This window comes from Streptoalloteichus tenebrarius (assembly GCF_024171885.1).
Taxonomy (GTDB): domain Bacteria; phylum Actinomycetota; class Actinomycetes; order Mycobacteriales; family Pseudonocardiaceae; genus Streptoalloteichus; species Streptoalloteichus tenebrarius.
The window spans coordinates 95,148-118,813 of sequence record NZ_JAMTCP010000013.1; the positions used below are offsets into that span (position 1 = coordinate 95,148).

General features: G+C 73.2%; 19 protein-coding genes. 9 read left to right on the top strand and 10 right to left on the bottom strand.

Annotated elements, in window-relative coordinates; translation table 11 throughout:
* Window positions 1–310 precede the first annotated feature (310 nt).
* The 3 genes from LX15_RS13990 to LX15_RS14000 are packed head-to-tail and all read right to left on the bottom strand — an operon-like array spanning window position 311 to window position 6,658.
* The gene (locus tag LX15_RS13990; protein ID WP_253670004.1) at window positions 311–3,151 is read right to left on the bottom strand and encodes a DEAD/DEAH box helicase; all 2,841 of its coding nucleotides are present in this window, start codon (window positions 3,149–3,151) and stop codon (window positions 311–313) included.
* Window positions 3,126–4,430 carry an ATP-binding protein gene (locus tag LX15_RS13995; protein WP_253670005.1) on the bottom strand — a complete coding sequence of 435 codons (1,305 nt, stop codon included), beginning with the start codon at window positions 4,428–4,430 and terminating at the stop codon, window positions 3,126–3,128. Before LX15_RS13995 ends, LX15_RS13990 begins: the two co-directional genes overlap by 26 nt.
* Window positions 4,427–6,658 carry a tellurite resistance TerB family protein gene (locus LX15_RS14000; RefSeq protein ID WP_253670006.1) on the bottom strand — a complete coding sequence of 744 codons (2,232 nt, stop codon included), beginning with the start codon at window positions 6,656–6,658 and terminating at the stop codon, window positions 4,427–4,429. Before LX15_RS14000 ends, LX15_RS13995 begins: the two co-directional genes overlap by 4 nt.
* Before the next feature lie 759 nt (window positions 6,659–7,417).
* Between LX15_RS14000 and LX15_RS14005 the strand changes: the two genes are divergently transcribed.
* On the top strand, window positions 7,418–8,590 hold the full coding sequence (locus LX15_RS14005) for a CapA family protein (protein WP_253670007.1): 1,173 nt from the start codon (window positions 7,418–7,420) through the stop codon (window positions 8,588–8,590).
* A 228-nt stretch (window positions 8,591–8,818) separates the two neighbouring features.
* Here LX15_RS14005 and LX15_RS14010 read toward each other — a convergent pair whose 3' ends face one another.
* From LX15_RS14010 to mtnC, 3 genes are read right to left on the bottom strand one after another with little or no spacing between them, the layout of a single operon-like run.
* Window positions 8,819–9,403 carry a 1,2-dihydroxy-3-keto-5-methylthiopentene dioxygenase gene (locus LX15_RS14010; protein ID WP_253670008.1) on the bottom strand — a complete coding sequence of 195 codons (585 nt, stop codon included), beginning with the start codon at window positions 9,401–9,403 and terminating at the stop codon, window positions 8,819–8,821.
* Window positions 9,400–10,110, bottom strand: coding sequence for a methylthioribulose 1-phosphate dehydratase (gene mtnB, locus LX15_RS14015; protein ID WP_253670009.1), 711 nt, complete (start codon window positions 10,108–10,110; stop codon window positions 9,400–9,402). Before mtnB ends, LX15_RS14010 begins: the two co-directional genes overlap by 4 nt.
* The gene (gene mtnC / locus LX15_RS14020; protein WP_253670010.1) at window positions 10,107–10,826 is read right to left on the bottom strand and encodes an acireductone synthase; all 720 of its coding nucleotides are present in this window, start codon (window positions 10,824–10,826) and stop codon (window positions 10,107–10,109) included. Before mtnC ends, mtnB begins: the two co-directional genes overlap by 4 nt.
* Before the next feature lie 139 nt (window positions 10,827–10,965).
* Between mtnC and LX15_RS14025 the strand changes: the two genes are divergently transcribed.
* From LX15_RS14025 to LX15_RS14045, 5 genes are all read left to right on the top strand, one after another.
* Window positions 10,966–11,112: a hypothetical protein gene (locus LX15_RS14025; protein ID WP_253670011.1), complete on the top strand. Its 147-nt coding sequence runs from the start codon at window positions 10,966–10,968 to the stop codon at window positions 11,110–11,112.
* The gene (locus tag LX15_RS14030) at window positions 11,112–11,705 is read left to right on the top strand and encodes a CBS domain-containing protein (protein ID WP_253670012.1); all 594 of its coding nucleotides are present in this window, start codon (window positions 11,112–11,114) and stop codon (window positions 11,703–11,705) included. The genes LX15_RS14025 and LX15_RS14030 overlap by 1 nt, the downstream gene beginning before the upstream one ends.
* Before the next feature lie 428 nt (window positions 11,706–12,133).
* Window positions 12,134–12,601, top strand: coding sequence for a hypothetical protein (locus LX15_RS14035; RefSeq protein WP_253670013.1), 468 nt, complete (start codon window positions 12,134–12,136; stop codon window positions 12,599–12,601).
* Complete coding sequence (locus LX15_RS14040) at window positions 12,586–12,969, top strand: hypothetical protein (protein ID WP_253670014.1); 384 nt, start codon at window positions 12,586–12,588, stop codon at window positions 12,967–12,969. The genes LX15_RS14035 and LX15_RS14040 overlap by 16 nt, the downstream gene beginning before the upstream one ends.
* A 100-nt stretch (window positions 12,970–13,069) precedes the next feature.
* Window positions 13,070–13,747, top strand: coding sequence for a response regulator (locus LX15_RS14045; RefSeq protein WP_253670015.1), 678 nt, complete (start codon window positions 13,070–13,072; stop codon window positions 13,745–13,747).
* 229 nt (window positions 13,748–13,976) lie between these two features.
* Here LX15_RS14045 and LX15_RS14050 read toward each other — a convergent pair whose 3' ends face one another.
* The 4 genes from LX15_RS14050 to hypF form a co-directional block, all read right to left on the bottom strand.
* A complete protein-coding gene (locus LX15_RS14050) occupies window positions 13,977–15,809 on the bottom strand; it encodes a sensor histidine kinase (RefSeq protein WP_253670016.1) in 1,833 nt (610 codons plus the stop codon).
* Between the two features lie 145 nt (window positions 15,810–15,954).
* Entirely contained in the window at window positions 15,955–16,890 is a 936-nt protein-coding gene (locus tag LX15_RS14055; protein WP_253670017.1) for a universal stress protein, read from the bottom strand.
* A gap of 119 nt (window positions 16,891–17,009) precedes the next feature.
* Entirely contained in the window at window positions 17,010–17,429 is a 420-nt protein-coding gene (locus LX15_RS14060) for a pyridoxamine 5'-phosphate oxidase family protein (RefSeq protein WP_253670018.1), read from the bottom strand.
* Window positions 17,430–17,635: 206 nt separating this feature from the next.
* On the bottom strand, window positions 17,636–20,074 hold the full coding sequence (hypF, locus tag LX15_RS14065) for a carbamoyltransferase HypF (protein WP_253670019.1): 2,439 nt from the start codon (window positions 20,072–20,074) through the stop codon (window positions 17,636–17,638).
* 197 nt (window positions 20,075–20,271) lie between these two features.
* Between hypF and LX15_RS14070 the strand changes: the two genes are divergently transcribed.
* The 3 genes from LX15_RS14070 (at window position 20,272) to LX15_RS14080 (ending at window position 23,665) form a co-directional block, all read left to right on the top strand.
* On the top strand, window positions 20,272–20,988 hold the full coding sequence (locus LX15_RS14070; RefSeq protein WP_253670020.1) for a CBS domain-containing protein: 717 nt from the start codon (window positions 20,272–20,274) through the stop codon (window positions 20,986–20,988).
* A gap of 201 nt (window positions 20,989–21,189) precedes the next feature.
* Window positions 21,190–21,651 (top strand): hypothetical protein, encoded by a 462-nt coding sequence (locus LX15_RS14075; protein ID WP_253670021.1) that lies wholly within the window; start codon window positions 21,190–21,192, stop codon window positions 21,649–21,651.
* Window positions 21,641–23,665 (top strand): glycoside hydrolase family 84 protein, encoded by a 2,025-nt coding sequence (locus tag LX15_RS14080; protein WP_253670022.1) that lies wholly within the window; start codon window positions 21,641–21,643, stop codon window positions 23,663–23,665. Before LX15_RS14075 ends, LX15_RS14080 begins: the two co-directional genes overlap by 11 nt.
* The last annotated feature ends 1 nt before the right edge of the window (window position 23,666 follow it).

The following is a 23,666-nucleotide window of genomic DNA, read 5'->3' on the forward strand; positions in this document are numbered from 1 at the left end:
CTCGTGAACTGTCGGCGACCAGTTCGACCTATCGGAAGCGACCGAGCACGATCAGCAGAGGACCCTTCGGTCTCGACCAGCGCCCCGTCGACCTCGCGCCTCGGGTTCGTCGAAGACGTTGACCACCATCCCCCACCCTCGGGCTTGGGGATGCCATTGAGTCCCCAGGTCCAGCCAGGTGCCCGACCCGTGTCCCTTTGACATCAAGGAGCGACGGCGTGCGGGCCCCTGCATGCGGAACGCACCCGTCGAGTCGTCCTTGACGTTCTCCCCGGCCCGGATGTGCCCGAGGACGTGAACCGGGAGAGCGTCACCAATCGGTGAGTGACCGAACAGCGGATCGGTTGGCGAGGAGGTGGTGCTGGAGCAGAGCCGCGGTCGCTCGGGCGTCGGGGAGGGCACGATGCCGCTGCCCGTCAGCGAAGCCGGTGAGGCCGACCGCGGCGCAGCACTCCTGGAGTCCTCTCCTTCCCGAGCGATGGACTCGTTGGTCCAGTTTCATCGTGCACAGAACGGGCGTCGGCGGGAGTGCCACGCCGGCACGCGCGAACTCCGCCTCCAGGAAGCCCCGGTCGAACGGCGCGTTGTGCGCGACGAGGACCGCGCCGCCGAGGTGTTCGGCGATGATCGGGACGATGTCCGCGAAGGTGGGAGCCCCCGCGAGATGCTCAGCCCTGATGCCGTGGATTTCCTGGGCCGAGATGCGCCTGCCCGGGTTCACCAGAGAGGTCCACTCGCGCAGGACCGAGCCGTCCGGGGCGAGCCTGACGACGGCGATCTCGACGATGCGGTCCTTGCCGCGCACCAACCCCGTCGTTTCCAGGTCCACGACCGCGTACGGCAAGAAGCCCGTGGTCGGGACGAGTGCGGGGACGGCCCGACGGGCTCCGGTGACCGGGTCCACGTCGTGCTCCGGCATGCGCTCCAGCATGTCGGCGAGCGCCGCCCGCGCCCCCGCGAGGTCCAGGTGCCCGGCGGCGTACGCCCGAACGCGGAGCTGGTCGCCCAGGTGCTCGTCGTGCTTGTCGACGATCGTGTTGGGAACGGACGCCGCGAGATCCTCCGCTGTCGTGCCGTCGTCGGTCAGCATCTGCTGGAAGGCGTGCCGGAGTTGGGCCGGCGTGCTGTGGGAGACGGTGAGCGCGACGCCGTCGCGCGCCGTGTCGAAACCCGACTTCGTCAGCCACACGACCAGCGTGTTGAGGATCCGGTCGCCGAGCCACGGGAAGACCACCGTTTCGTCTCCGTGCGCGACGGCCGGGTCGCGGGCGAGCCGGAGCCGTCGGTAGGCGTCTCGTCCCTCGTCGAGCAGTCGTTGGGCGCCGGCGTCCAGGTAGGCGGGCACGACGTCGGACTCGTACCAGAGACGCATCCGACGCCGCACCTCGTCGTGGACCTCGGCCGCCAGGCCGAGGAAGGTGGGCGCCCTGCCACCGTGGGCGAGTTCGACCTCGATGAGCTTGGCCTGGTCATCGATTGAGACGACCCGCCACCGCCGTCCGGCGAAGATGAGCAGCGACCCCACCGGGGTCGGGAACGCCACGGGCAGCGTCCCGAGCGTGCGGGGTCCGTTGACCAGCCGGTACTCCTCCCTGGTGGCGAAGGCGGAGTAGAAGCTGAAGTGCTCGACCAGGCGCTCGCCGGTCCGCCCCAGGAGAAGCAGGCCGTCGGGCTCCTGCCGGACGAGGTCCGCGGCGCCCAGGTCGCGGAGCAACTCGACGAACACGGAACGGTCGACGTGGCGAAAGGGCCCGGAACCGCACAGGGTCCGGAACAGCTCGGCGGCCCGCGCCCCCTGGTGCTCGGCGATCACCGAGAGCACCTGTTGGACGAGCGTCGACAGGTGGAGGGAGGAGGCGTCAGCGGGCTCGTACCAGCGCCGCCCCAACAGGTCGATCATCGCCACCGCCTGGAACAGCTCGGCCCGGAGCTGGTCCTGGGGCGGGGTGTCCGCGACGACCTCGTCGGCGGCGACGTACAACCGCAGCACCGCCGGCTCGCCGCGACGACCGGAGCGCCCCAGGCGTTGCCGCAGGCTCGACACCGACGGTGGCGCACCGATCTGGGCGACCGACGCGACCGTGCCGATGTCGATCCCCATCTCCAGGGACGAGGTGCACACCGCCGTGGTCGGACGGCCACCCCGCAGCCGCTCCTCGACGTGCTCCCGAACCCCTTTCGCCAAACTGCCGTGGTGGGGGAAGAACTCGTTGGGGACCTGGTGGTCCTCGCTGAGGGTTCGCAGCCGGTCCGCGTACAACTCGGCTTCACTCCGCCGGTTGACGAACACGAGGTTGTTCCGCCCCCGGAGAGCCCGGAACAGGTGATCGGCGATCTGCCGGGTGCTGCTGCCCTCGGCCACCGGCTCGCCGTCCTCCGGCGGGGCGGGCTTGCTGGCGGTGTTGAGGTAGCCCCGCACCTGGAGGCGAACCTCTCCGCCACCGTGCTCGGACGCGAGCACCCGAACCTCGTCCCCCTGCCCCGGGCGGAGGAACTCGGCGGCCGAGGCCATGTCGCTCAGCGTCGCGGAGAGTCCGATACGGGGCACCCGTCGACGTGTCGCCAGTTCGACGCGGTGCAGCAGTGACTGCAACTGCGCTCCCCGCTCGGTGCCCATGAACGAGTGCATCTCGTCGATGACGACCCACCGGAGAGCGCGGAAGATCCGCCCCACGTCGTGCCCACGCAGGACGAACATCGCCTCCAACGACTCCGGGGTGATCAGGAGGATGCCGTTCGGGGCGGCCAGGACCCTGGACTTCGCCGCGCTGGCGACGTCGCCGTGCCAGCGGTGGACGGGGATGTCGAGGTGTTCGCAAAGCTCGTCGAGGCGTCGGTGCTGGTCATTGATCAACGCTTTGAGCGGCGACACGGACAACGCCCGGATGCCCGGCCCGCCGCCCCGCTCGTCGGCGAGCAGGGCCGAGCAGATCGGCAGGAACGCCGCCTCCGTCTTGCCCGCGGCCGTGGCCGCGGAGATGACGACGTCGTCCCGCCCTTCGAGCACGTGGGGGATGGCCGCTTCCTGCACGTCGTTCAACCGCTGCCAGCGCTGGGCGTGGACCCAGCGCTGCACCTTCCGGTGCAACAGCGCGAAGTGCGACGAGGAACCGCGGAACGCGGTCTCAGAGACGGAAGGTGGCGAGCTCATCGTCCTCTTCCGGTTCCAGCGGGGCGAGGTCCGGGTTGTGCTCCGCCTCCACCCGCACGGCGCCGACGAGGGGTTCCCACTGTTGGCCGGGGTTCTGCTCCAGGACGGACAGCAGGTTGAGGAACTCCTTGATGGTGGTGCGGGGAGTGCGGAAGTAGGCGTCGCCGACGCGTTCGGAACAGTGCCGCATGAACGCGTGCAGCGCCTCGTCCGGAACGAGGTAGTTCGCCGGGTCCCCGGAGGCGTGGACGTGGCGCAGCTTGGTCAACAGCACGTAGAAGTCCTCCTGCGTCAGGTTCGTCAACCGCAGCACGGGACCCGAGTGGTCGACGAGGCCGTTGACGGCGAAGGAGTTCTCGGCGAGTCGTGACTGGAGCGCCTCGTAGGAGTACAGACCGCGCCTGGTGTCCATCAGGAACTCGGGTGTGCCCCCGAAGAGGAACCCGACGTGGCCGCTGACTCCCTGAAGGCTGTCGTTGAGGATCCGCAGGATCTGCTCGTAGTTGGCCGCCCGGGCGCGCGCGGAGGTGAGCTTGTACAGGTTGACCATCTCGTCGAGGCAGACGAGCAGGCCGCTGAAGCCGGCCAGCCGCACGAAACGCGACATCAGCTTGAGCTGGTCGTAGACGTTCGCGTCGTCGACGATCGTCCGCACGCCCAGCGCCGCCCTGGCTTCGGTCCTGGTGCTGAACTCCCCGCGCAGCCACCGGACCGCGTCGCTCTTGAGCTGCTCGTTCCCGGTGTCGTGGCCGCGCCAGTACGCCGCGACCACCTCGGCGAAGTCGTACCCCCCGACCAGCTCGGACAGGTCGGCCAGCCGTTCGCGGATCACCACCTCGGGGTCCACTCCCCGCTCACGCGCGGTCGTCATCGCCTGCGTCACGAATCGCTCCACGACCGCGGACAACGCCCCGCCGTCGGGCTTCGTCGACGTGGACGTGTTCCGCGCCAGCTCGGCGTAGAGGCCGCGAGCCTGCCCGCCCGTCGCGTGCAGACGCCGGTCAGGGGCGAGGTCGGCGTGCATCGTCACCAGCCGCTTCTTCAACGCGGCCGCCCGGACCAGGTGGAGGAAGAACGTCTTGCCGGAACCGTAGTCGCCGATGACGAAACGCGCGGTCGACCCGCCGTCGGCGATGCGGTCGAGGTCCCGCAGCAGGGACTCGACCTCGCGCATCCGCCCGACCTGGACATGGTGCTGGCCCGTCCTGGGCACCACACCGGCTCGCAGGGACTGGAGGATGGCGTCGCGCTCACGCGGCTTGATGCGGGTGTCGCTCATGCGAGGAGTTCTCCCAGGATGTCCGTGTCGATGCGCAGATGATCCCCGTCATCCTCGACGAGGGGCTCGTCGGTGGCCTCGATGGCCGCCTCGTTGACCACGTCCAGAGCGCCTTCGGGCAGGAGGCCCACCGCCGCGCACACCGCGTCGAACTCCGCGCGGGTCCAGGTCGGCTTCTCCGCCAGGCGGCGCACGAGGGTCGAGTGTGCACTGTCCAAAGTGGAGATCGTGGGTTCCCCTGGTGCGGTCGCTGCCTTCCCGGTGGGCTCCTCGGGCGCGTCCTCGTCCTCGAAGACCTCGGCGAGCATCGCCGCGACCGCGGCGCTCTCCCGCATCTTCGCCTGCACCAACGCCGTGTCGAGCCGCAGGCCGCCCTTCTCGGGTGACTCGGTCGCGGACGGGATGGCGTAGCCGGTGGGGCGGGCGTCCGCCGGGATGACGGTGACGGGTTCCCTGGCCGGCTCCGGGCGTTCCGCCGAAGTCGACCCGGCCGCCACCGCATGCAGCCTGGCGTACACGGTCTCCGGGTCCAGCTCCAGCAGCGTGTAGATCCGACGGAGGGTCTTCACCTCGTCCGGTGAGATGTGCCCGTCGACGCCCGCGACCGTCGTCGCGAACTCGGCCACGTGTTCGCGCTGCGCGGGGGTGAGGCCGGCCAGCCGCTTCTTCAGACCACTGAGCTTGAGGTCCGAGGCCAACAGCCAGGCCAGGTGGGCCTGGAGCCTGGTCCGCTCGCCCGGCGCGAGGTGGAGGCTGGACTCCAGGTGCCTGACCAGGTGGTCCCGTTCGACGTCCGACACGTCGTCGTCCGCCGCGGAGACCACCGCCGCCAGGTGCAACAGCGTCATCGCGGCGACGTACTCGGCGCTGGGGGTGACCGGCTGGTCGGTGGTGAGCCGGAACAGCACACCGGGACCGTCGGCCCGGACGGAGCCGCCCATCCGGACGTCCGGCTCCAACCCCACCCCCAACCGCTCCAGGAGCTGGGCGAGTCCCACCGCGTCGGCCTTGACGAACTTGCCGGGCGTGCGTGGCGGCCACAGCGCCACCAGCTCGGCCATGTCGATCGTCGCCTGCTGGACGCCGTGTGACAGGGCGCCGTCCACCAGGTCGCGAACCGGGCGCAGGGCAGGCAGATCGACGTGGAACAGCTCGGAGGGCAGCAACGCGATCGCGGCCAGGGAGCCCGCTGCCTCCGGCTGGCGGCCGAGCAGCCGACTGTAGGCGTCCAGCTCGTCGGTGCACGCCTCGACCAGGGTTCGCAGGACGCGCGTCGGAGCCGCCGCCGTGACCACGTCCGGGAGGTCGAGGGCCAACTCGACATTCGTGAGCGCCGCGCTGGCGGGCCGGTAGGACAGCGCGAGTCGCCGTTTCAGCGGCCGCACCACGATGCCGTCCCCGTGCCGCTGGTGGTAGCGGGCGGTGAAGAGCTGGCGGAACTCCTCCTGGCACCGGCTCACCGGGGTCCTCGGCTGGATCTCCGGGTGCAGCAGCGCCCACGACAACGCCCAGTCGGCGGGAACCGGCCGGCCGTCCCTCGCGAACACGCCGATGCCCGCTCGGAGCGAGAAGGGAGGGTCCCAGCGGTCGTGGGCCGCGGGGTCCGGTGGCGTGCCGGGAGCCTGACCCTGGCTGATCAGGCAGTGGAGGACCTGTCGGAAGGCGGTCGCGTACCGGTGGAAGGAGTGGTTGGCGCCGTAGATGCCCAGCAACCGGTCGACCTCGCCCAGGATCGACGGCAGCTCGGCCCGTGCCACCGGGTCGTGCTGCGCGTCGACGAGCGCCCGCCGTTCCAGGCCGTAGAAGAACAGGATGACGTAGCCGATGTCCGCGTTCGGCGCCGATCGTCCCCCCTGTAGCCACAGCAGGTACGCCGCCCGGCTCTGCGGTGGGATCGAGTGGTACGCGGGCCAGTAGTCCATGTGCTGGCCCGCGAGGTCCGCCCGGGCCCAGTCGACGGGCAGAGTGGGGTCGAGCACCTCGCCGCTGAGGTTGGTGTCGAGATGGTCACGGGGAACCTGGCCGAGGTAGAACATGCCGCCCGGGAGGACCTGGTGGCCCAGGTGGACGGGGGTGCCAGGGGCGACCCAGGTGGGGGCGGGGACCGACGCCCTGGCCGGGCGGGTCGGCGTCGGCGCGGGTCCCCATGCCGGCGGGCTGGTCTGCCCGGACAATCCTGGCGTGCTGACCCCGCCCAACGCGCGCCGAAGTCGATCCAGCAGGCCCACGCAACCCCCAACAAGAAGGAACCGGCCGGATCCACTGCTCCGGCCGGACCAACAGCGCTGTCAGCCGCCCTATCGTGCGGAACACCGGGTACGTTAGCGGCAAACACGCGCCCTGTCGGTCACGGCTCACCCCCACGCTCGTGTCCCCTCGGTTCTGTCCGCACCGCTGGCGGTCCAGAGAGGGAACGCCTCGTGGTCAGGGGAGCCGACCGGCGACTTTGGTCTCGGCCGTGGTCACCGCGATGTCACCCTGTGCGGCTCGCCGAGGGCCACGAGCGCTTTTCCCGGTTCCAACGCGGGTGTCGCACAGTATCCATCAAAGGGGACGGTCTCCTGTTCGGCGTGATGTTGAGGCGATGTCGAAATGGCCTTCTCCATTGGCATGACTGTCAAGGGAGGCTCTGAAATCAGTCTCGATGAGAGGCAGCATCACGCAAGCAGATCGCGCTGACCACAGTCGCTTAGGGTCCAGTCAACGTCTCCTGTGGCCAGCTATGAGCGCGCCTCACGATAGGTCGCGGGACTGCGCGCTGAGTCCGAGGGACGGTCCAGTGCGGCTGGCTGGTGCCTGACGGGCTGCGGCCAAGGGCGAGCCGACTGCGCGGGACGAGTGATCGCGGTGGGGCGGTGGGGTGGTGGTGGGCGGGTGTCGCCACGGAGAGTGTTCGGTGGGCTGGCGGACACCACCACCGGGCGATCCCGTGGTGAGGGCGAGTGGCCCAGCCTGCCGCCGCCCCGCCCCGGTGTTATCCCGTCCCTATGCCTGGAAACCACGGCCTCGGGCGGGTGTTCTGCCTGGTCACGGCGCTCGCCGTCGGCGGGTGCGTCGGCCCGCCTGACCCCGCGCGCGACCCCGGACTCGACCGCCCCACCGCCACGTCAGCCGCCCCGGGGAGCGTGGCCGTCACGGCCGCGTCCACGTTCACGGTCGTCGCCACCGGCGACGTGCTGATCCACCAGGAGGGGGCGCTCGTGCGTCAGGCCGCCGCGGCGGGCGCGGCCAGGGGCGTGGGCTACGACTTCGGGCGGGTGTTCACCGACGTCGCCCCGGTCGTCGAGGGCGCGGACCTGGCCATCTGCCACCTGGAGACCCCGGTGTCCGAGCCCGGCGGGCCGTTCACCGGCTACCCGGCGTTCAGCGTCCAGCCCCAGATCATCGACGCCCTGCGCGGCGCGGGCTACGACACCTGCTCGACGGCGTCGAATCATTCGCTCGACGCCGGTTTCCCCGGCCTGGCCCGCACCCTGGACGCCCTCGACGCCAGGGGGATGCGCCACACCGGCACGTTCCGCACGGCGGAGGAGAGCCGCACCCCGCTGCTGCTCGACGTCGGAGGGGTGCGCGTCGGGCACCTGGCCTGGACCTACGGCCTCAATGGCATCCCCAAGCCCGAGGGAAGGGAGTGGTCGGTCAACGTCTTCGACCCCGACGTCCCCGAGGTCGACGGGATGCTCGCCGAGGCCCGGCGCGTGCGGGAGGCCGGCGCGGACGTCGTGATCGCCACCGTGCACTGCTGCGAGGAGTACGTGCACGAGCCGCCGCCCAACCAGGTCGAGATCGCCCGACGGCTGCTCGCCTCGCCCGACGTGGACCTGGTGATCGGGCACCACGGCCACGTCGTGCAGCCGTTCGAGCGGATCAACGGCAAGTGGGTCGCCTACGGGCTGGGCAACCACGTCGCCGAGCAGGGGCGCGGCGAGACCGAGGACTCGGTCGTCGCCCGGTTCACCTTCTCCAGGGACGCCCACGGCCGCTACACCGTCACCAGGGCCGAGGCCGTCCCCACCGTGATCCACCTGGACGGCGAGACGGTGCGGGTGGTCAACACCGCGGCCCACCGCGACGCGCACCCCGCCTCCTACCAGCGCATCGTCGAGGTGCTGAACAGTCGGGGCGCGGCCGGACAGGGCCTGGTCATCGCGGAGAGCTGACCCGAGAACCGGACGCGGGACCTCAGGACCTGGGACCCGGACGGACCCGGGAGCCAGACGGACCGAAGAACCGGACGCGGGACCGAGAACCACACGGACCCGAGAACCACACGGACCTGAGAAGCGGACGACCGGCGAAGCTCGGACATGAGGGATGACGGCCGGAGACGGGCGAAATCGTCCGGCCCCACGGCGTCCGCCGGCGCCCGTTCCCGCGCCGGCGCCCGGTCAGGCTCCGCGCCGCCGCGCGAGGAGGGCGTCGAAGTCGGGGAACGCCTCGGCCAGCGGGTTCCCCGTGAAGTTGCCGACCCAGCCGTCCTCGTCGTGGAAGAACCGGATCGCCACGAAGTCCGGGCGCACACCCATGTCGAACCAGTGCGTCGTGTTGGCCGGGACGCTGAGCAGGTCGCCCGCCTCGCACAGCACCGCGTGGACCTTGTCTCCCACGTGCAGGTAGAAGACGCCGGCCCCACGGGCGAAGAACCGGTCCTCGGCGTCGTCGTGCGTGTGCTCGGACAGGAACCGTTGCCGCGCCGCCGTCGCCTTCTCCGCCCAGGCCGGGTCGTCGGAGGGCGTCATGTGCACGGCGTCGACCAGCACATAGCCCTCGGCCTCGACCACCCGGTCGACGTGCTCCCGGTAGGCGTTCAGCACCTCCTCGGAGCTGGGCTCGGCGGACAGGCCGGGCACCAGCTCCCAGCGCTCGAAGCGCACCCCGATCTGCTTGAGGTGCTCCCGGATCTCCTCGGGGTCCTCGGTGCGCACCAGCTCGGTGTCGGGATCGGTGTCCGGCCACACGGTCAACGAGGTCATGGGGTTCCCCTTTCCGACAGGACGGGAGTGGGCTCGGCGGCGCCGTTGCCGGTGGGCGCCGACGCCGGGCCCACCGGTCCGGACGCGGTCTCCACGACGAAGCGCAGCAGCCAGTCCAGGCACTCGGCGCGGTGCCGCGCCTGGTACAGGTCCTCGCCCCACACGTACAGCCCGTGGCGGGCCACGATCAACGCCGGGGTGTCCGCGCGGAAGCCGGCCTCGAAGGCGTCCCCCAGCACCCGCATGTCCTGGCCGTTCGGGATCACCGGGATCGTCACGACGTCGTCGTGCGCGCCGCGGCCCAGGCCCTTGAGCATCTCCAGGTCCCGCAGCGCCACGCCGTGCGGCCAGCGCTCGGCGGCCACGACCGGCGCGAGCACGTGGACGTGCACCACGGCCCCCGCGCCGGAGACCCTGGCGATCCTGGCGTGCAGCCCCGCCTCGGCCGAGGGGCGGCGGGCGGGTCCCGGCTGGTCGGGCACGGCCGCGCCGTGCTCGTCGACGACCACCACGTCACGCGGGGTCAGCTCGGCCTTGTCCATGCCGCTGGCGGTGACGGCCAGCCGCAGCGGGTCCCTGCCGAGCACCACGGACAGGTTGCCGGAGGTGCCGCGCATCCAGCCCATGGCGGCGTAGCGGGCGGACTCGGCGGCCAACGCCCGGCCGGCCTGGTCGAGTTGGGTGGGCCAGAGGGGGTGTTCGCTCATCGCTGGGGAACCACCTGGAGGTGTGCGAGGGAGTCGGTCGTGGGGTGGGGACCGAAGTCGGCGTCGGCGAACGGTTCGCCGGGGCGCGCCAGGCCGACCGTCCGCCAGCCCGCCGCCGCGGCGGCGTCGAGTTCGGCCGGCACGTCCGAGAGGAAGGCGATGCCCTCCGGCGCGGTGCCCAGTTCCTCGGCGATCCGGTCGTAGGAGGGCTTCTCCCGCTTCGGTCCGGCGTTGACGGTGTCGAAGTACCGGGAGAACAGCCCGGTGAGGTCGCCGTCGGTGGTGTGGCCGAACAGGGCGATCTGGGCGGCGACCGAGCCGGAGGAGAACACCGCCAGGTGCGTGCCGGCCTCGTGCCACGCCCGCAGCGCCGGCGCGGCGTCGGGGAAGAGCCGGATCGTCAGCTCGCCGTGCGCGTACCCGTGCTGCCAGACCAGGCCCTGCAACGTCTTCAGCGGCGCGGCCTTGCGGTCGGCGTCCATCCACTCGTGCAGCACCCTGACGACCTCGTCGACGCCGGCCGTGGCGGGGAGCCCGGCCAGCTCCCGCACCTGCCGCACCGCGGATGCCACCTCCTGGTCGTCGGGGTGCTCCTCGATCCACGCGCCCAGCCGGGGACGGGCGTAGTCGTAGAGCACCACGTGCACCTGTTCGGTCGCGGTGACGGTGCCCTCGATGTCGACGACGACCCACCGGGTGGTGAGCGGGATGGTCACGGTGGCGGCGTCCTCTCCGATGGCGCTCGACGAGTTCGGCGTGCTCGGTTTTCCTGGCTGCTGCGGGTGATTCGGGTGGCGGCCACGGGCCGTCGCCCCGACGCACGCAGGGTAGTGGGTCACGGCCCCGGTCGGTCGGGTGATCGCGCCGTCCGTCCCGCACAGCGGGATGGCGCTGCTCCTCGCCGGAGGGACCAAGGCCCCCTCGGGCAGGGTCCTTGGCCGCTGCCACGCCGCGCTCTCCGTCCCTAGCGTCGGGTTCCGGTCGATGCGGGAGGAGCGGTGATGCGGGCGCGGGACGTCATGACGCGGGACGTGGTGTGGGTGCGGGGCGACCATCTGGTCAGCGACGCCGCGGCGCTGCTCACCGAGCACGGGTTCGCCGTGCTCCCGGTGGTCGACGAGGTGGAGCGGGTCCTCGGCGTGATCAGCCTGTCCGACGCGCGTCGCGCCGTCGGCGATCCGACGGCGCCGGTGTGGTCGGTGATGAGCAGTCCGGCGGTGGTGGCCTCGACCGAGGCCGACCTGTCCGAGGTGGTCCGGTTACTGCTCGACCACCAGGTGCGCAGCGTGCCGGTGACCGCGTGCGGCACGGCCAGGGTGCTGGTGGGGATGCTGAGCCGGGGCGACCTGCTGCGCCTGACGGTCCGGCCGGACGAGGTGTTGGTCGCGGCGATCCAGCGCCGGCTCGACGACTACGCGGGCCGGGGCTGGTGGCGGGTCGAGGTCGAGGGCGGCGCGGTCACGGTCACCGGGGAGTTCACGGACGAGGCCGAGCGGCGGGTCGTCACCGCGCTGGTGCACACCGTGCCCGGCGTGCGACTGGCCGAGGTCGTGCATCGCACGCCCGCGCCGCGCTGCGCCGGCGGGCGCGGCTGACACGCACGACCCGGAAGACACCGACGGCACCAAAGACACCTGTGACGCCGACACCAGAACCGACGACACCGACACGGACGCCACTGACGCCGAAGTCGACGCTGACGACACCGACACCAACGCAGGCGACGCGGGCGCTGATACGGACGACACCGACACCAGAACCGACGACACCGACACGGACGCCACTGACGCCGAAGTCGACGCTGACGACACCGACACCAACGCAGGCGACGCGGGCGCTGATACGGACGACACCGACACCAGAACCGACGACACCGACACGGACGCCACTGACGCCGAAGCCGACGCTGACGACACCGACACCAACGCAGACGACGCGGACGCTGACACCGACGACACCGACAGCGTCACCGACGACGCCAACACGGACGCCACCGACTCGGCTGGGCGCCGTCAGCAACGGCATGGACACCACCGAGACCGGCCGTCGCCGCCGCCAACGCCAACGCGACACGGACACCGCGGACGCCAACGCTGCCGCCAGCGTCGGTGCCGACGGCAGCGATGACACCAATGCCGACGCCGGTAGCGAGGACGCCCACGACACCGACACCGACGACAGCAAGACCAACACCACCGACGCCGATACCAGCACCGACGGCAGCGACGGCATCCACGCCACTGACGCCGACGACGACACGGACACCGACAACACCAAGGACAGCGACAACACCAAGGCCAGCGAGACCGGCGACACGGATGACGGGATGACGCGGATAGCACGTCGGCGGGCGAGCGGCCATGGTCTTTGGTCCCGTCACCGGAGGACCAAAGCGGGCGGCCCGGACCGCTGGGAACGTTTACCGTTTCGCCTCGTGCCATCGGACGGGGCGCCTGACCTGACCGGGGAGACGGCATGCGCGTGTTGGTGACGGAAGCGGCCTTCGGGGACAGCGACGAGGTGGTGCGGCGGCTGCGCTCGCTCGGTTGTCGCGTCAGCACCTGCCACGGCTCCACCGGCTTCTGTCGGGCGTTGAGCCCGGGCGGGCGGTGCCCGCTGGACACGCCGGGCGAGCCGGTCGACCTGGTGGTGGACGTGCGGGCGGGCGACGAGGAGCTGACGACCCGGGAGTACGGGGCGGTGTGCGCGGTCCGCGCGCGCCGGCCGCTCGTGGTGGTCCCGGCCGACCGGGACGTGCCCGTGCGGGCGCCGGCCGCCGTCCGCTCGTGGGCGGCGGAGGCCAGCCTGCCGCAGTTGCTCGACGCCTGCGCGCGCCGGCACGCCGTGGCCGCGTCGTGAGCGCGGGCGACCGCGGCACGAGGTCCGGCGGAGCCGGGAACGGGGCCGGAGACGGCCACGCGGCACGCCGACCGGCGGGGACGGACTGGAGGACGAGACGGTGACGGTCAGGACCTTCCTGGTCGACGACCACGAGATCGTGCGGCGGGGGATCGCCGACGTGCTGGAGCCCGAGCCCGACATCGAGGTGGTCGGGGAAGCCGCCTCGGTGCGGGAGGCGACGGCGGTGCTCCCCGCCGCACGGCCGGACGTGGCCGTGCTCGACGTGCGGCTGCCCGACGGCAACGGCGTGGAGCTGTGCCGGGAACTGCGGTCCCGCATGCCCGAGCTGCGGTGCGTGATGCTGACGTCGTTCGCCGACGACGAGGCGCTGTTCGACGCGATCATGGCGGGCGCGTCCGGGTTCGTGCTCAAGCAGGTGGTGGGCGGCGACCTGGTGGCGGCCATCCGCGCCGTCGGGGCTGGACAGTCCCTTTTGGACGCGCGGACGACCTCGGCCCTGTTGGCGCGGCTGCGTCGGCAGCAGGAGTTGGCCGACCCGTTGCGGGAGCTGACCGACCAGGAGCGCACCGTGTTGGAGTTGATCGGGGAGGGCCTGACCAACCGGCAGATCGCGGAGCGGATGTTCCTGGCCGAGAAGACCGTGAAGAACTACGTCTCCCACCTGCTGGCGAAGCTGGGGATGCAGCGGCGGACGCAGGCCGCCGTGCTGGCCACCGAACTGCGGTGGGGCCGCACCTCGGCCGAGCGGGCGCGCTTCGGTCCGTCCCGTGGCTGACCACGCCTGACACCGGCCCTCGGCCGGCGGCCTCGCCCGTCAGATCCGACTCGTCAGATCCGGCTCAGATCCGGCTCAGATCCGGCTCAGATCCGGCTCAGATCCGGCTCAGATCCGGCTCAGATCCGGCTCAGTTCGGGCTCAGATCCGGCCCGTCAGATCCCATCGGTCGTGGCACGGATTTCCTGTGCGGCGGGGCGTTCCTCGCCGTTCCTCGTGTCACGTGGGTTCACTTCAACGGCGCCTGCCACCGCAACCGGGTTCCGCCGCCCGGTTCCGGTCGCACCGTGAACGTCCCTCCGCACTCGGTCGCGCGCTGCTCCAGATTCCGCAGTCCGCTCCTGGCCACGGCCGGATCGATGCCGACGCCGTCGTCGACCACCTCCAGCACCAGGTCGTCGCCGGCGTCCACGATCACGTCCACTGTGGACGCCCGGCCGTGGCGGACGGCGTTGCTGACCGCCTCGCGCAGCACCGCGACGGCGTGCTGGCCCAGCTCGGGCGGCACCAGCGTGTCCACCGGGCCGGACACGCGCACCGCGGGCGTCATGTCCCCGCCCGCGCTCGCCTCCGACACCACGTCGAGCAGCCGGCGGCGCAGACTGGTCTCCTCCGCGCCCGCCGGCGTGTGCAGGTCGAAGATCGACGTGCGGATCTCCCGCACGGTCTGGTCGAGTTGCTCCACGGCCTGCTGGATGCGCCGCCGCACCTCGGGGTCCGCGCTGCGGCGCAGCGTCCCCTGGAGCCCCAGCCCGGTCGCGAACAACCGCTGGATCACGTGGTCGTGCAGGTCGCGGGCGATCCGGTCCCGGTCGGCCAGCACGTCCAGCTCGCGTTGCGCGTGGTGCTTGGCCGCCAGCTCCAGCGCGATCGCGGCCTGGTCGGCGAACGAGGCCAGCAGGGGCACCTCGCCGGGCAGGAACGGCTCGCCGCCCCGCCGGCGCAACGCCAGGACCACTCCGGCCGGCACGCCGGTGGCCGAGGCGCCCGCCCGGTCGGACACCAGGGGCACCGCCAGCGCCGGCCCCCACCCGGCCAACGGGTGGGGCTGGCCGCCGTCCCCGTCCCCACAGTCCTCGTCCCCGTCGACGTCGTCAGGGGCGGGGGAGTCGGGGCGGTCGGGATCGAGGTCGGGCTCGGCGTCGGCGAGGAGGTCCGAGGACAGCACGGGCGCGCCGCCGGTCAGCACCTCGGACACCAGCGGCAGGTTCGCCGCCACCGGGCTGTCGAGGGCGTCGGTGTCGGGGTCGCCGGCGGAGGCCGCCACCCGGCCGGGACCCGCGCCGGGACCCGCGCCGGGACCGCGCAGCACGATCACCGCGCAGTCGGCCCTGGCCAGCTCCAGCGCCCTGCGTGCGATCAGCCGCAACGCGTCCTCGGTCGCCGCGCCGGACAGCAGCTCGGTGGTGATCTCGCTGGACGCCTCCAGCCAGCGTTGCCGCAGCCGGGTCTGCTCGAACAGCCGGGCGTTGTCCACGGCGATGCCCGCCGCCGCGGCCAGCGCCCGCACGACGACCTCGTCGTCGGCGGTGAACTCGCCCTCCCGCTTCTCCGTCAGGTAGAGGTTGCCGAACACCTCCTCCCTGACCAGCACCGGCACCCCGAGGAACGTGCGCATCGGCGGGTGGTGCGGCGGGAAGCCCACCGACGCCCTGTGCGCGGTGAGGTCGGCCAGCCGCAGGGGCCGCGGGTCGTGGATGAGCTGGCCGAGCAGGCCGCGCCCCTGGGGCAGGTCGCCCATCTTCGCCCTGGTCTCCTCGTCGATGCCGACGTGGACGAACCGGGAGATCCCGCCGCCGGGGCCGAGCACGCCGAGCGCCCCGTACCGGGCGTCGACCAGCTCTGTCGCCGCGGTGACGATGCGCCGCAGCGTGGTGTCCAGCTCCAGCCCGGCCGCGACGGCGAGGACCGCGTCGAGCAGGCCCTGCAACCGGTCCCTGGTCCTGACGATCTCCGCCAACCGGTCCTGCACCTCGCCCAGCAGCTCGTCCAGCCGGAGACCGGACAGCGGGGCGCGCACCGGGGCGGCGAGGGACGGGTCGACCGGGATCTCCTCGGCCATCACCGGCTCCCGCGCCGGGGGCGTGTCGGGGCGGAGCGGACCGATCGCGGGACGGGCATGATCCAGACGATATACGTGCCCCGCGCGCGGAGAGCGACGGACGTCGGGGCGGGCCGGTGCGCCGTGCCGGCGCGGGAGACGGCCATCACACGTCTGTCTTCTGTGGACTGTCCTGAGTGGACTCAACGCGCCCGGCGGCCGCGCGGACCACGGCGACCGGGCACGGCGCGTGGTGCAGGGCGGCGTGGCTGGTGGAGCCGAGCAGCGCCCCGGTCACCCCGCCCCGGCCCCTGGCGCCCAGCACCAGCAGCCGCGCTCCCTCGCTCCGCGCGACCTCCAGCACCGTCGGCGCCGGGTGGCCGTAGTCGACGCGGACCCGCACGCCGACCCCCGGGTACCTGCGCCGCCACGCCGCGAGCCGCTCCCGCACCTCCCGTTCGGCCGCCGCGAGCTGCTCGTCCCACCCCATCCCCGCCTCCAGCAGGTGGGTGAGGAAGTCGCTGTCCAGAGGGCTGTGCCAGGCGTGCGTCGCGACCAGGGGGCAGCCGTGCCGCGCCGCTGCCTCGAACGCGAAACCCGTGGCCGCCTCGCTCAGCGCCGACCCGTCGACCCCCACCACCACCGGCCCGTCGAGGGGCGGGGACCCGTCGGCCGACCGCACGACCACCACGGGGCAGGCCGCCGCCGCGGCGAGGCCGACCCCGACCGAGCCCACCAGCAGGCCGGTGAACCGGCCGAGCCCGCCGTGGCCGACCACCACCAGCTCGGCCCGCGCCGAGCGCTCCACCAGCACCCGCACCGCCTCGCGGGGGACCAGCTCGGTGTGGACGACGAGGCCGGGGCTCTCCGCCCGGCAGGCGTCGGCTGTCTCGGCCAACAGCCGGTGCGCCGCCTCCGTCAGCGCCTCGTGGGACCCGACCGAGAGGGGGCCGCCAGGGGTCCGCACCAGCGGCCACAGCGACGCGTGCACGACGTGCAGCGGGCACCCCCTGGCCGTCGCCTCCCGCGCCGCCCACAACGCCGCTGTCCTGGCGTGCGTCGAGGCGTCCACTCCGACCACCACCGGCAGCCTGTCGTTCACGCCCGCCCACCTCCGTGTCGTCGCCCGGGGTCGTTCCCCGGTCCTCCCACGGTCCCCGGCCGCCGCCGGGGGGTGCAGGGCAGAAGGTCCCGTGTCCGGCCGGGACCTCCGGGTGGCCGTCAGTCCCGCGGGCGGCGGACGATGCGCCGCCCCTGCACCAGGTCCACGCTGATCTGCACGTACCGGTCCCGCTGCCCGGGAGCCCACGGCCGCAGGTCGAGTGCGGCGAGTTCGGCCAGCTCGTCGGGGTCGGTGACCACGCGCGCCCGTCCCACGACGGTCACGTTCCACCCGGTGCGGGTCGCGGCGTCGAACTCGTCCACCTCGAAGGCGACCACGGCGTTGCGCGTGGCCGCCGCGAGCTTGCTGCCCTCCCGGGTGCGGAACACCACGGAGCCCCCGTTCAGCACGAAGGTCACCGGCTGCACCGCGGGCAGGGCGTCGTGGGTGAACGCGATCCGCCCCACCGGCACCGACCCCAGCAGCCGCAGGCACTCGGCCTCGTCGAGCACCTCGAGACCAGTCCTGTCGTACCGCACGTCCGGCTCCTTCCACGGGGTCAGCCCGACCGAGGACCTGGCGCGGCGGGCGAACTCCGCCGCCAGTGACGGTCCACAGTCGCCCCGCGCGCCAGGGGAAACCAGGGTCGAAGGTCCCGGTTCGCGCCGGCCCGCGTGTCCTGATCGGCCGCCTCGGTCGGGCGCGTGTCCCGCTCGACCGCCCCGCGTGAGCAAGCGCGTCCCGCTCAACCGCCCTGGGCGAGCCGGGCGGCCGCGACGACGGCCTGGCCGTAGCTGATCCCGCCGTCGTGCGCCGGCACCCGCTCCCCGACCAGGACCTCCAGCCCCTCCCTGGTCAGCCGGCCCAGCACCGAGGCGGTCAACCGCCGGTTCTGGAACACCGCGCCGCCCAGGCACACCGTCCGCACGCCGGTCGCCTCCGCGCACCGCGTCACCAGCGCGGTGGTGACCTCGGCGACCGTGGTGTGGAACCGCGCGGCCACCAGGTCCAGCGGGCAGTCGGTCGCCGCCACCAGCACGTCCCACAGCGTCGGCACCGGGTCGTACACCCACAGCTCGTCCTGGCGCGCCAACCGCCAGCCCAGCGCGGGCGGCTCGTCGCGCGCGCCCGCCGCGGCCTCCAGCCGCAGCACGGCCTCGCCGTCGTAGCCGACCTCGTCGCACAGCCCGAGCAGACAGGCCACCGCGTCGAACAGCCGGGCCGCGCTGGAGGAGCGGGGGCAGTTCACGCCGGAGGCGATCATGCTCCTGACGCCGGCCACCTCCTCGGCCGGCCGGCGCTCCAGCAGGTCCGGCGCGATCGACGGCGAGATGTGGTTGCCCAGCCGCTCCGCCCCGAACAGGTAGCCCAGCGCCGACCACGCCGGCCGGTGCGCCGCGGCCTCCCCTCCCGGCAGCGGCGCGGTGCCGAACCGGGCGAGCCGGCGATAGCGCGCGTAGTCCGCGAGCAGGATTTCCCCGCCCCACAGGGTGCCGTCCTCGCCGAGCCCGGTGCCGTCGTAGACGACGCCGAGGAACGGGCCGTTCACCCGGTGCTCGGCGGCGGTGGCCACGACGTGCGCGTGGTGGTGCTGCACCCCGATCCGCCGCCGCGCGGCGAACTCGCCGGCGTACCGCGTGGACACGTACTCGGGGCACAGGTCGTGCGCGACCACCTCGGGCTCGATGGCGTGCAGGCGGAGGAACGTGGCGATGGTGTCCTGGAACGCGGCCACGCACGCCGGGTTCGACAGGTCCCCGCCGGGCGGGGTGAGGACCACGTGGTCGCCCTGGGCCAGCGCCGCGGTGTGCGCGAGGCGCGCGCCCACGGCGAGCACCGGGCTGGGCACGCGCACGGGCAGCCGCAGGGACAGCGGGGCGTTGCCCCGGCCCCGCCGCAGCGTCGTGACCCGGCCGGCGACCACGCGCCGCACCGAGTCCTCGTAGCGCGACCGGATGACCCGGTCGTGGGCGAGCACGCCGTCCACGACCGGGCCCAGCACGGTCCGCGCGTGCTCGTCCTCGATGATCATCGGGTCGCCCGCCCGGTTGCCGCTGGTGACGACCAGCGGGCGGTCCAGGTCGGCGAGCAGCAGGTGGTGCGTGGGGCTGTGCGGGAGCTGCACCCCCAGCTCCGCCATGCCCGGCGCCACCGAGTCGCCCACGCGGCCGGGGACCCGGCCGGGCAGCAGCACGACGGGGCGGGCGGGGGAGTGCAGCAGCGCGGCCGAGGGGCCGTCCAGCGCCGCGAGGGACCGCGCGGCGGCCAGGTCGCGCACCATCACCGGGAACGGCCGGTGCGGCTGGCCCTTGATCCTGCGCAGCCGCCGCACGGCGGTCTCGTCGGTCGCGTCGCAGACGAGCTGGTAGCCGCCCACGCCCTTCACCGCGACCACGCCGCCCTCGGCCACGACCCGCTCGGCCGCGCCCAGGGCCGCGCCCGCGAGGTGCGACGGGCTGCGCGCGTCCCGCGCCGTCCACGTCAGTTGGGGTCCGCAGGAGGGGCACGCGACGGGCTCGGCGCGGCACCGCCGGCTCGTCGGGTCGTGGTACTCCTCCGCGCACTCCTGGCACATCGGGAAGTGCCGCATGGTCGTGCGGGCCCGGTCGTAGGGCAGCGCCTCGATGATGCTCGCGCGTGGGCCGCACACGGCGCAGTTGAGGAACGGGTAGCGGTAGCGCCGGTCGTTCCGGTCGAACAGCTCGACGAGGCAGTCCTCGCAGGTCGCCAGGTCGGGCGGCACCTCGCGGGAGCCCCTCGGGACCGCGGCGCCCTCGACGCCGGGCGTGCCGGCGGCGCTGGCGGTGCTGGCCGTGCTGGCGGTGCTGTCGACGACCCGGAAGCCGCGCTCCCACAGGACGTGGTCGGGCAGTTCGGCCACCACGACCGAGCCGACCCGCGCGCCGGGGGGAGCGTCGTGGGCCAGCCGGCGGGCCAGCTCCCGCAGGGCCGGAACGGGCCCCGCCGCCCGCACGACCACGTGTCCGTCGGCGTTGCGCACGTCGCCGGACAGGCCGAGGGACGAGGCCAGCCGGTGCGTGAACGCCCGGAAGCCCACGCCCTGCACCAGGCCGTGGACCTCGATGCGGGCGGCGGTGTGGTGGCCCTCGCCGGGGGCGGCGGTCCTGCGTCGACCGGGTCGGCGCCCGCGGACACCGGGAAGGGCCCTCGGACCCTCAGCCACGGTTCCGGACGGTAGCCGCACGGGCGCGCGGTCGCGCGCCGGCCACCGGCCACCCGCGCGCGGGACCTGGTTTCTTTCCCCCTATAGGGGCTTTCTGCTCCCGGGCCGTGACGACCTTCGCCTCTGTCCCGCGTGCGCGCCCCGGCGCGAGGCTCGACAGCGTGTTCGGAAGGCGAACCCGACGGGTGGAGACCGCGATGCGCAGACCGACGGTGGCCGACGCGATGACCAGGGATGTGATCAGCGTGTCCCCGGGGACACCCCTGACGGAGGTGGCCGACCTGCTCGCCGTGCACCAGATCGGCGCGGTGCCCGTGGTGACGGCGAAGGGGGTTCTGGCCGGGGTCGTGCCCGCGGCCCGGGTGGCGGAGCGGGTGGCGGCCGGGGTGGACGCGCCGGACGTGCTGGAGGCCGCGGCCGGTCCCGTGCCCGCGCCCCGACGCCGGACCTGGTGGCGGACGCCCTCCCGCCCGGTGGTCGAGGACGTGATGGCGCCGCCCGCGGCCACGATCCGGGCCGGGGCGCCCCTCCCGGAGGCCACGCGCCGGCTGGCCGCGTCCGGCGTGGACCGGCTGTGGGTGGTGGACGACGCGAACCGCCTGGTGGGGGTGCTGACCCGCCGCGACCTGCTCCGCAGGAACCTGCGGTCGGACGAGGAGATCCGCGCCGAGGTGGCCGACCAGGTCCTCGGCCGGGTTCTCGGGGCCCGCCCCGGTTCCGTCACGGTGACGGTGCGGGACGGTGTCGTGACCCTCACCGGGCGGTTGCAGTGGCGCAGCGACGTCGACCTGGCCGTCTGGCTCACCCTGGCCTTACCGGGCGTGGTCGACGTCGTCAACCAGCTCGGGTGCCTCTACCTCGACCCGCCGGCCGCCCGTCAGGAGATGCGGCTGCTGCGCGAGCGCTCGCGGTGAGCCCTCGGGCGTGAACGGGGCGGACAGGGCGGGGTCCGCCCCGTTCCGCGCGCTCCCCGACCACTCGGCCTCGCCCGTCCGACCCGGCGTTCACTCGAACCCGTGTCCCATCGTTGCCCTGCCCCATCGACGCCGTGCCGGCTCAACCCCGATCCCACCCACGCGTCCTGCTGACGTGACGTCCAGCGGAAGGGAGCCGCGGTGACCGGTGGGGAAGAGGCGGCGGAGCCCAGGGGTTCCACGGCACCAGCAGTGTCCACAGTGTCCACACAGGACAGTTCGGTCGGGGTCGGTCGACGGGTGCGTGCGGAACACTGGATCGTCCTGGCGGTGGTGTTCGGCGGGTTCCTCCTTCCGATCGTGGGATGGCTGGCGGGTGTCGTCGCCCTCTGGGCACGCCGGAGCTGGGACCTTCGCGCGAAACTGGTCGGCACGTTCGTCTGGCCGTTGACGGCGCTGCTGGTCGCCGGCATCAGCGGTGTCTGGTACTGGGTGTTGTTCCCGCTCCGCGCGCCGCTGTCCAGCGTGGGCACCTCGATCTTCCTGTTGGTGCCGCAGAGCTGGCTGGTCGCGTTGCTCCTCGTGGGGCGCTGGCTCCTCGACCGCGCGCGTCCCGCGTCGGCCACGGCCACCCGGGCTCCCGGAAGTGCTCATGCCCGCTGAGATGGCCGAGCCACGTCCGGGGACGCGGCCCCGCGTGATCGTGCTCGGTCTGGTCGCCGTGATCACCCTGGCCCTGACGGGCGGGTGCGGCGCGGAGACGGCACCGAGCGCCGAGGAGAGCCCCGCGCCACCGGCCGTGCCCGCGCCCAGCTCGGAGCCCCGCACCTGGCCCGAGGTCAGCCCGAGACCGCAGCAGACCCGGCGGATCGGGGCCGACCTCCCCGTTCCCGCCACCGTCCGCGTGCACGCGACCGGGGAGACCGACCAACCAACCACGGAGACGGTCGTCCGCGTCCTGCGCGCGGCGGGCGCGCACCAGGTGGACGTCCACGGCGTCGAGGGTTGGGACTCCGGCGACAGCGCGTCGATGGCCGTCGTGCTGGGAAAGGTGGCGGACCAGCAGGTCGCGCACGCGCTGGACGCGGTGGGAACGCCCGGGCCGTCCCCGCTCCCGGCCGAGGGCTACGTCCTCACGGCCGGCCGACGTGTCGACTCCGCGCTGCTCGTCCTGGCCGGCAGGGACGCCGACGGGCTCTTCCACGCCGCGCAGACCCTCCGCCAGCTCACGGTGAACGGCGCGGTCGCGGGCGTCTCGGTGGTCGACTACCCCGTCGTCCCGATCCGCGGTGTGGTGGAAGGCTTCTACGGACGGCCGTGGTCCTTCGAGGACCGGATGGACCAACTCGCGTTCTCCGGCGCGGTGAAGATGAACACCTACCTCTACGCGCCGAAGGACGACCCGTACCACCGCGAGAAGTGGCGGGAGCCCTATCCGCCCGAGGAGGCCGAGAAACTCGGCCGGCTCGTCCAGCAGGCGCGCGCCAACCACGTCCGCTTCACCTTCGCGATCTCGCCCGGCCTGTCCGTCTGCTACAGCGGCGCGAACGACCGGGAGGCCCTGTCGCGCAAGATCCGCGCCGTCCACGCCCTCGGTGTGCGCAGCTTCTCGATCGCCCTCGACGACATCTACCCGCTGCCCGCGTGGAGTTGCGCCGACGACGTCGCCCGGTACGGCGTGCTCTCGGAGGCCACGTTCGGCCAGGCGCAGGCCGACCTGCTCAACACCCTCCAGCGCGACCTGCTGCCCTCCCTCCCGGGAGCCGACCCGCTGGAGATGGTGCCCATCCAGTACAGCGAGGTCGTCGACACCCCGTACAAGCAGGCCCTCCGGGGACGGCTCGACCGCCGGGTCCGGGTCATGTGGACCGGCACGGACGTCCTGCCCGCCAGGATCAGCGCCGAGGACGCCCGACGCGCGCGCGAGGTGTGGGGTCGCAAGGTGTCGTTGTGGGACAACTATCCGACCAACGACTTCGACGGGGCCGCCGGCCGTCTCCTGCTGGCCCCCTACGACAACCGGGAGGCCGGGGCCGCGCGGGAACTCGCCGGCGTCCTGCTCAACCCGATGAACCAGGCCGCCGCCAGCAAGCTGCCGTTGTTCACCGGCGCGGACTTCGCCTGGAACCCGGACGGCTACGACCCGGGCCGCTCCTCGGCCGCTGCCGCGAGGTACCTGGCCAACGGGGACGAAACCGTCGCGCGGGCGTTGCTGGTCCTGGTGGACGTCGAGCACCTCGCCCCGGACTGGAAGGGGGACCCGATGCGGTCGCCGGCCCCGGTCCTGGCCGGGGACCTCGACCGCGTCCGCGCGGCGTGGGCGGGCGGGAACCGCGCCGGCGCGGTGACGGCGCTCCGGGCGACCGCCCGGCGGCTGGCGGAGGCCCCGGACGTCATCCGAGGGGGAGTCGCCGAACGCCCGTTCGTCGAGGACGTGGAACCCTGGCTGACGGCGATGACGCTGTGGGCCACGGCCCTGTCGCACGCGTGTGACGGGCTGGCGGCCAGGGCCGAGGGGGACGCCGCGCGGGCGGAGGCGGCGTTCCGCGAGGCCCAGGCGCACGTCGCGCGCGCCAACGAGATCCGGACACGCCCGGGCGTCACCAGGGAACCCGGTGTCGTCCGCGTCGCCGACCGGGTGCTTGACACCTTCCTCAGCCAGGCGCCCGCGATGTGAG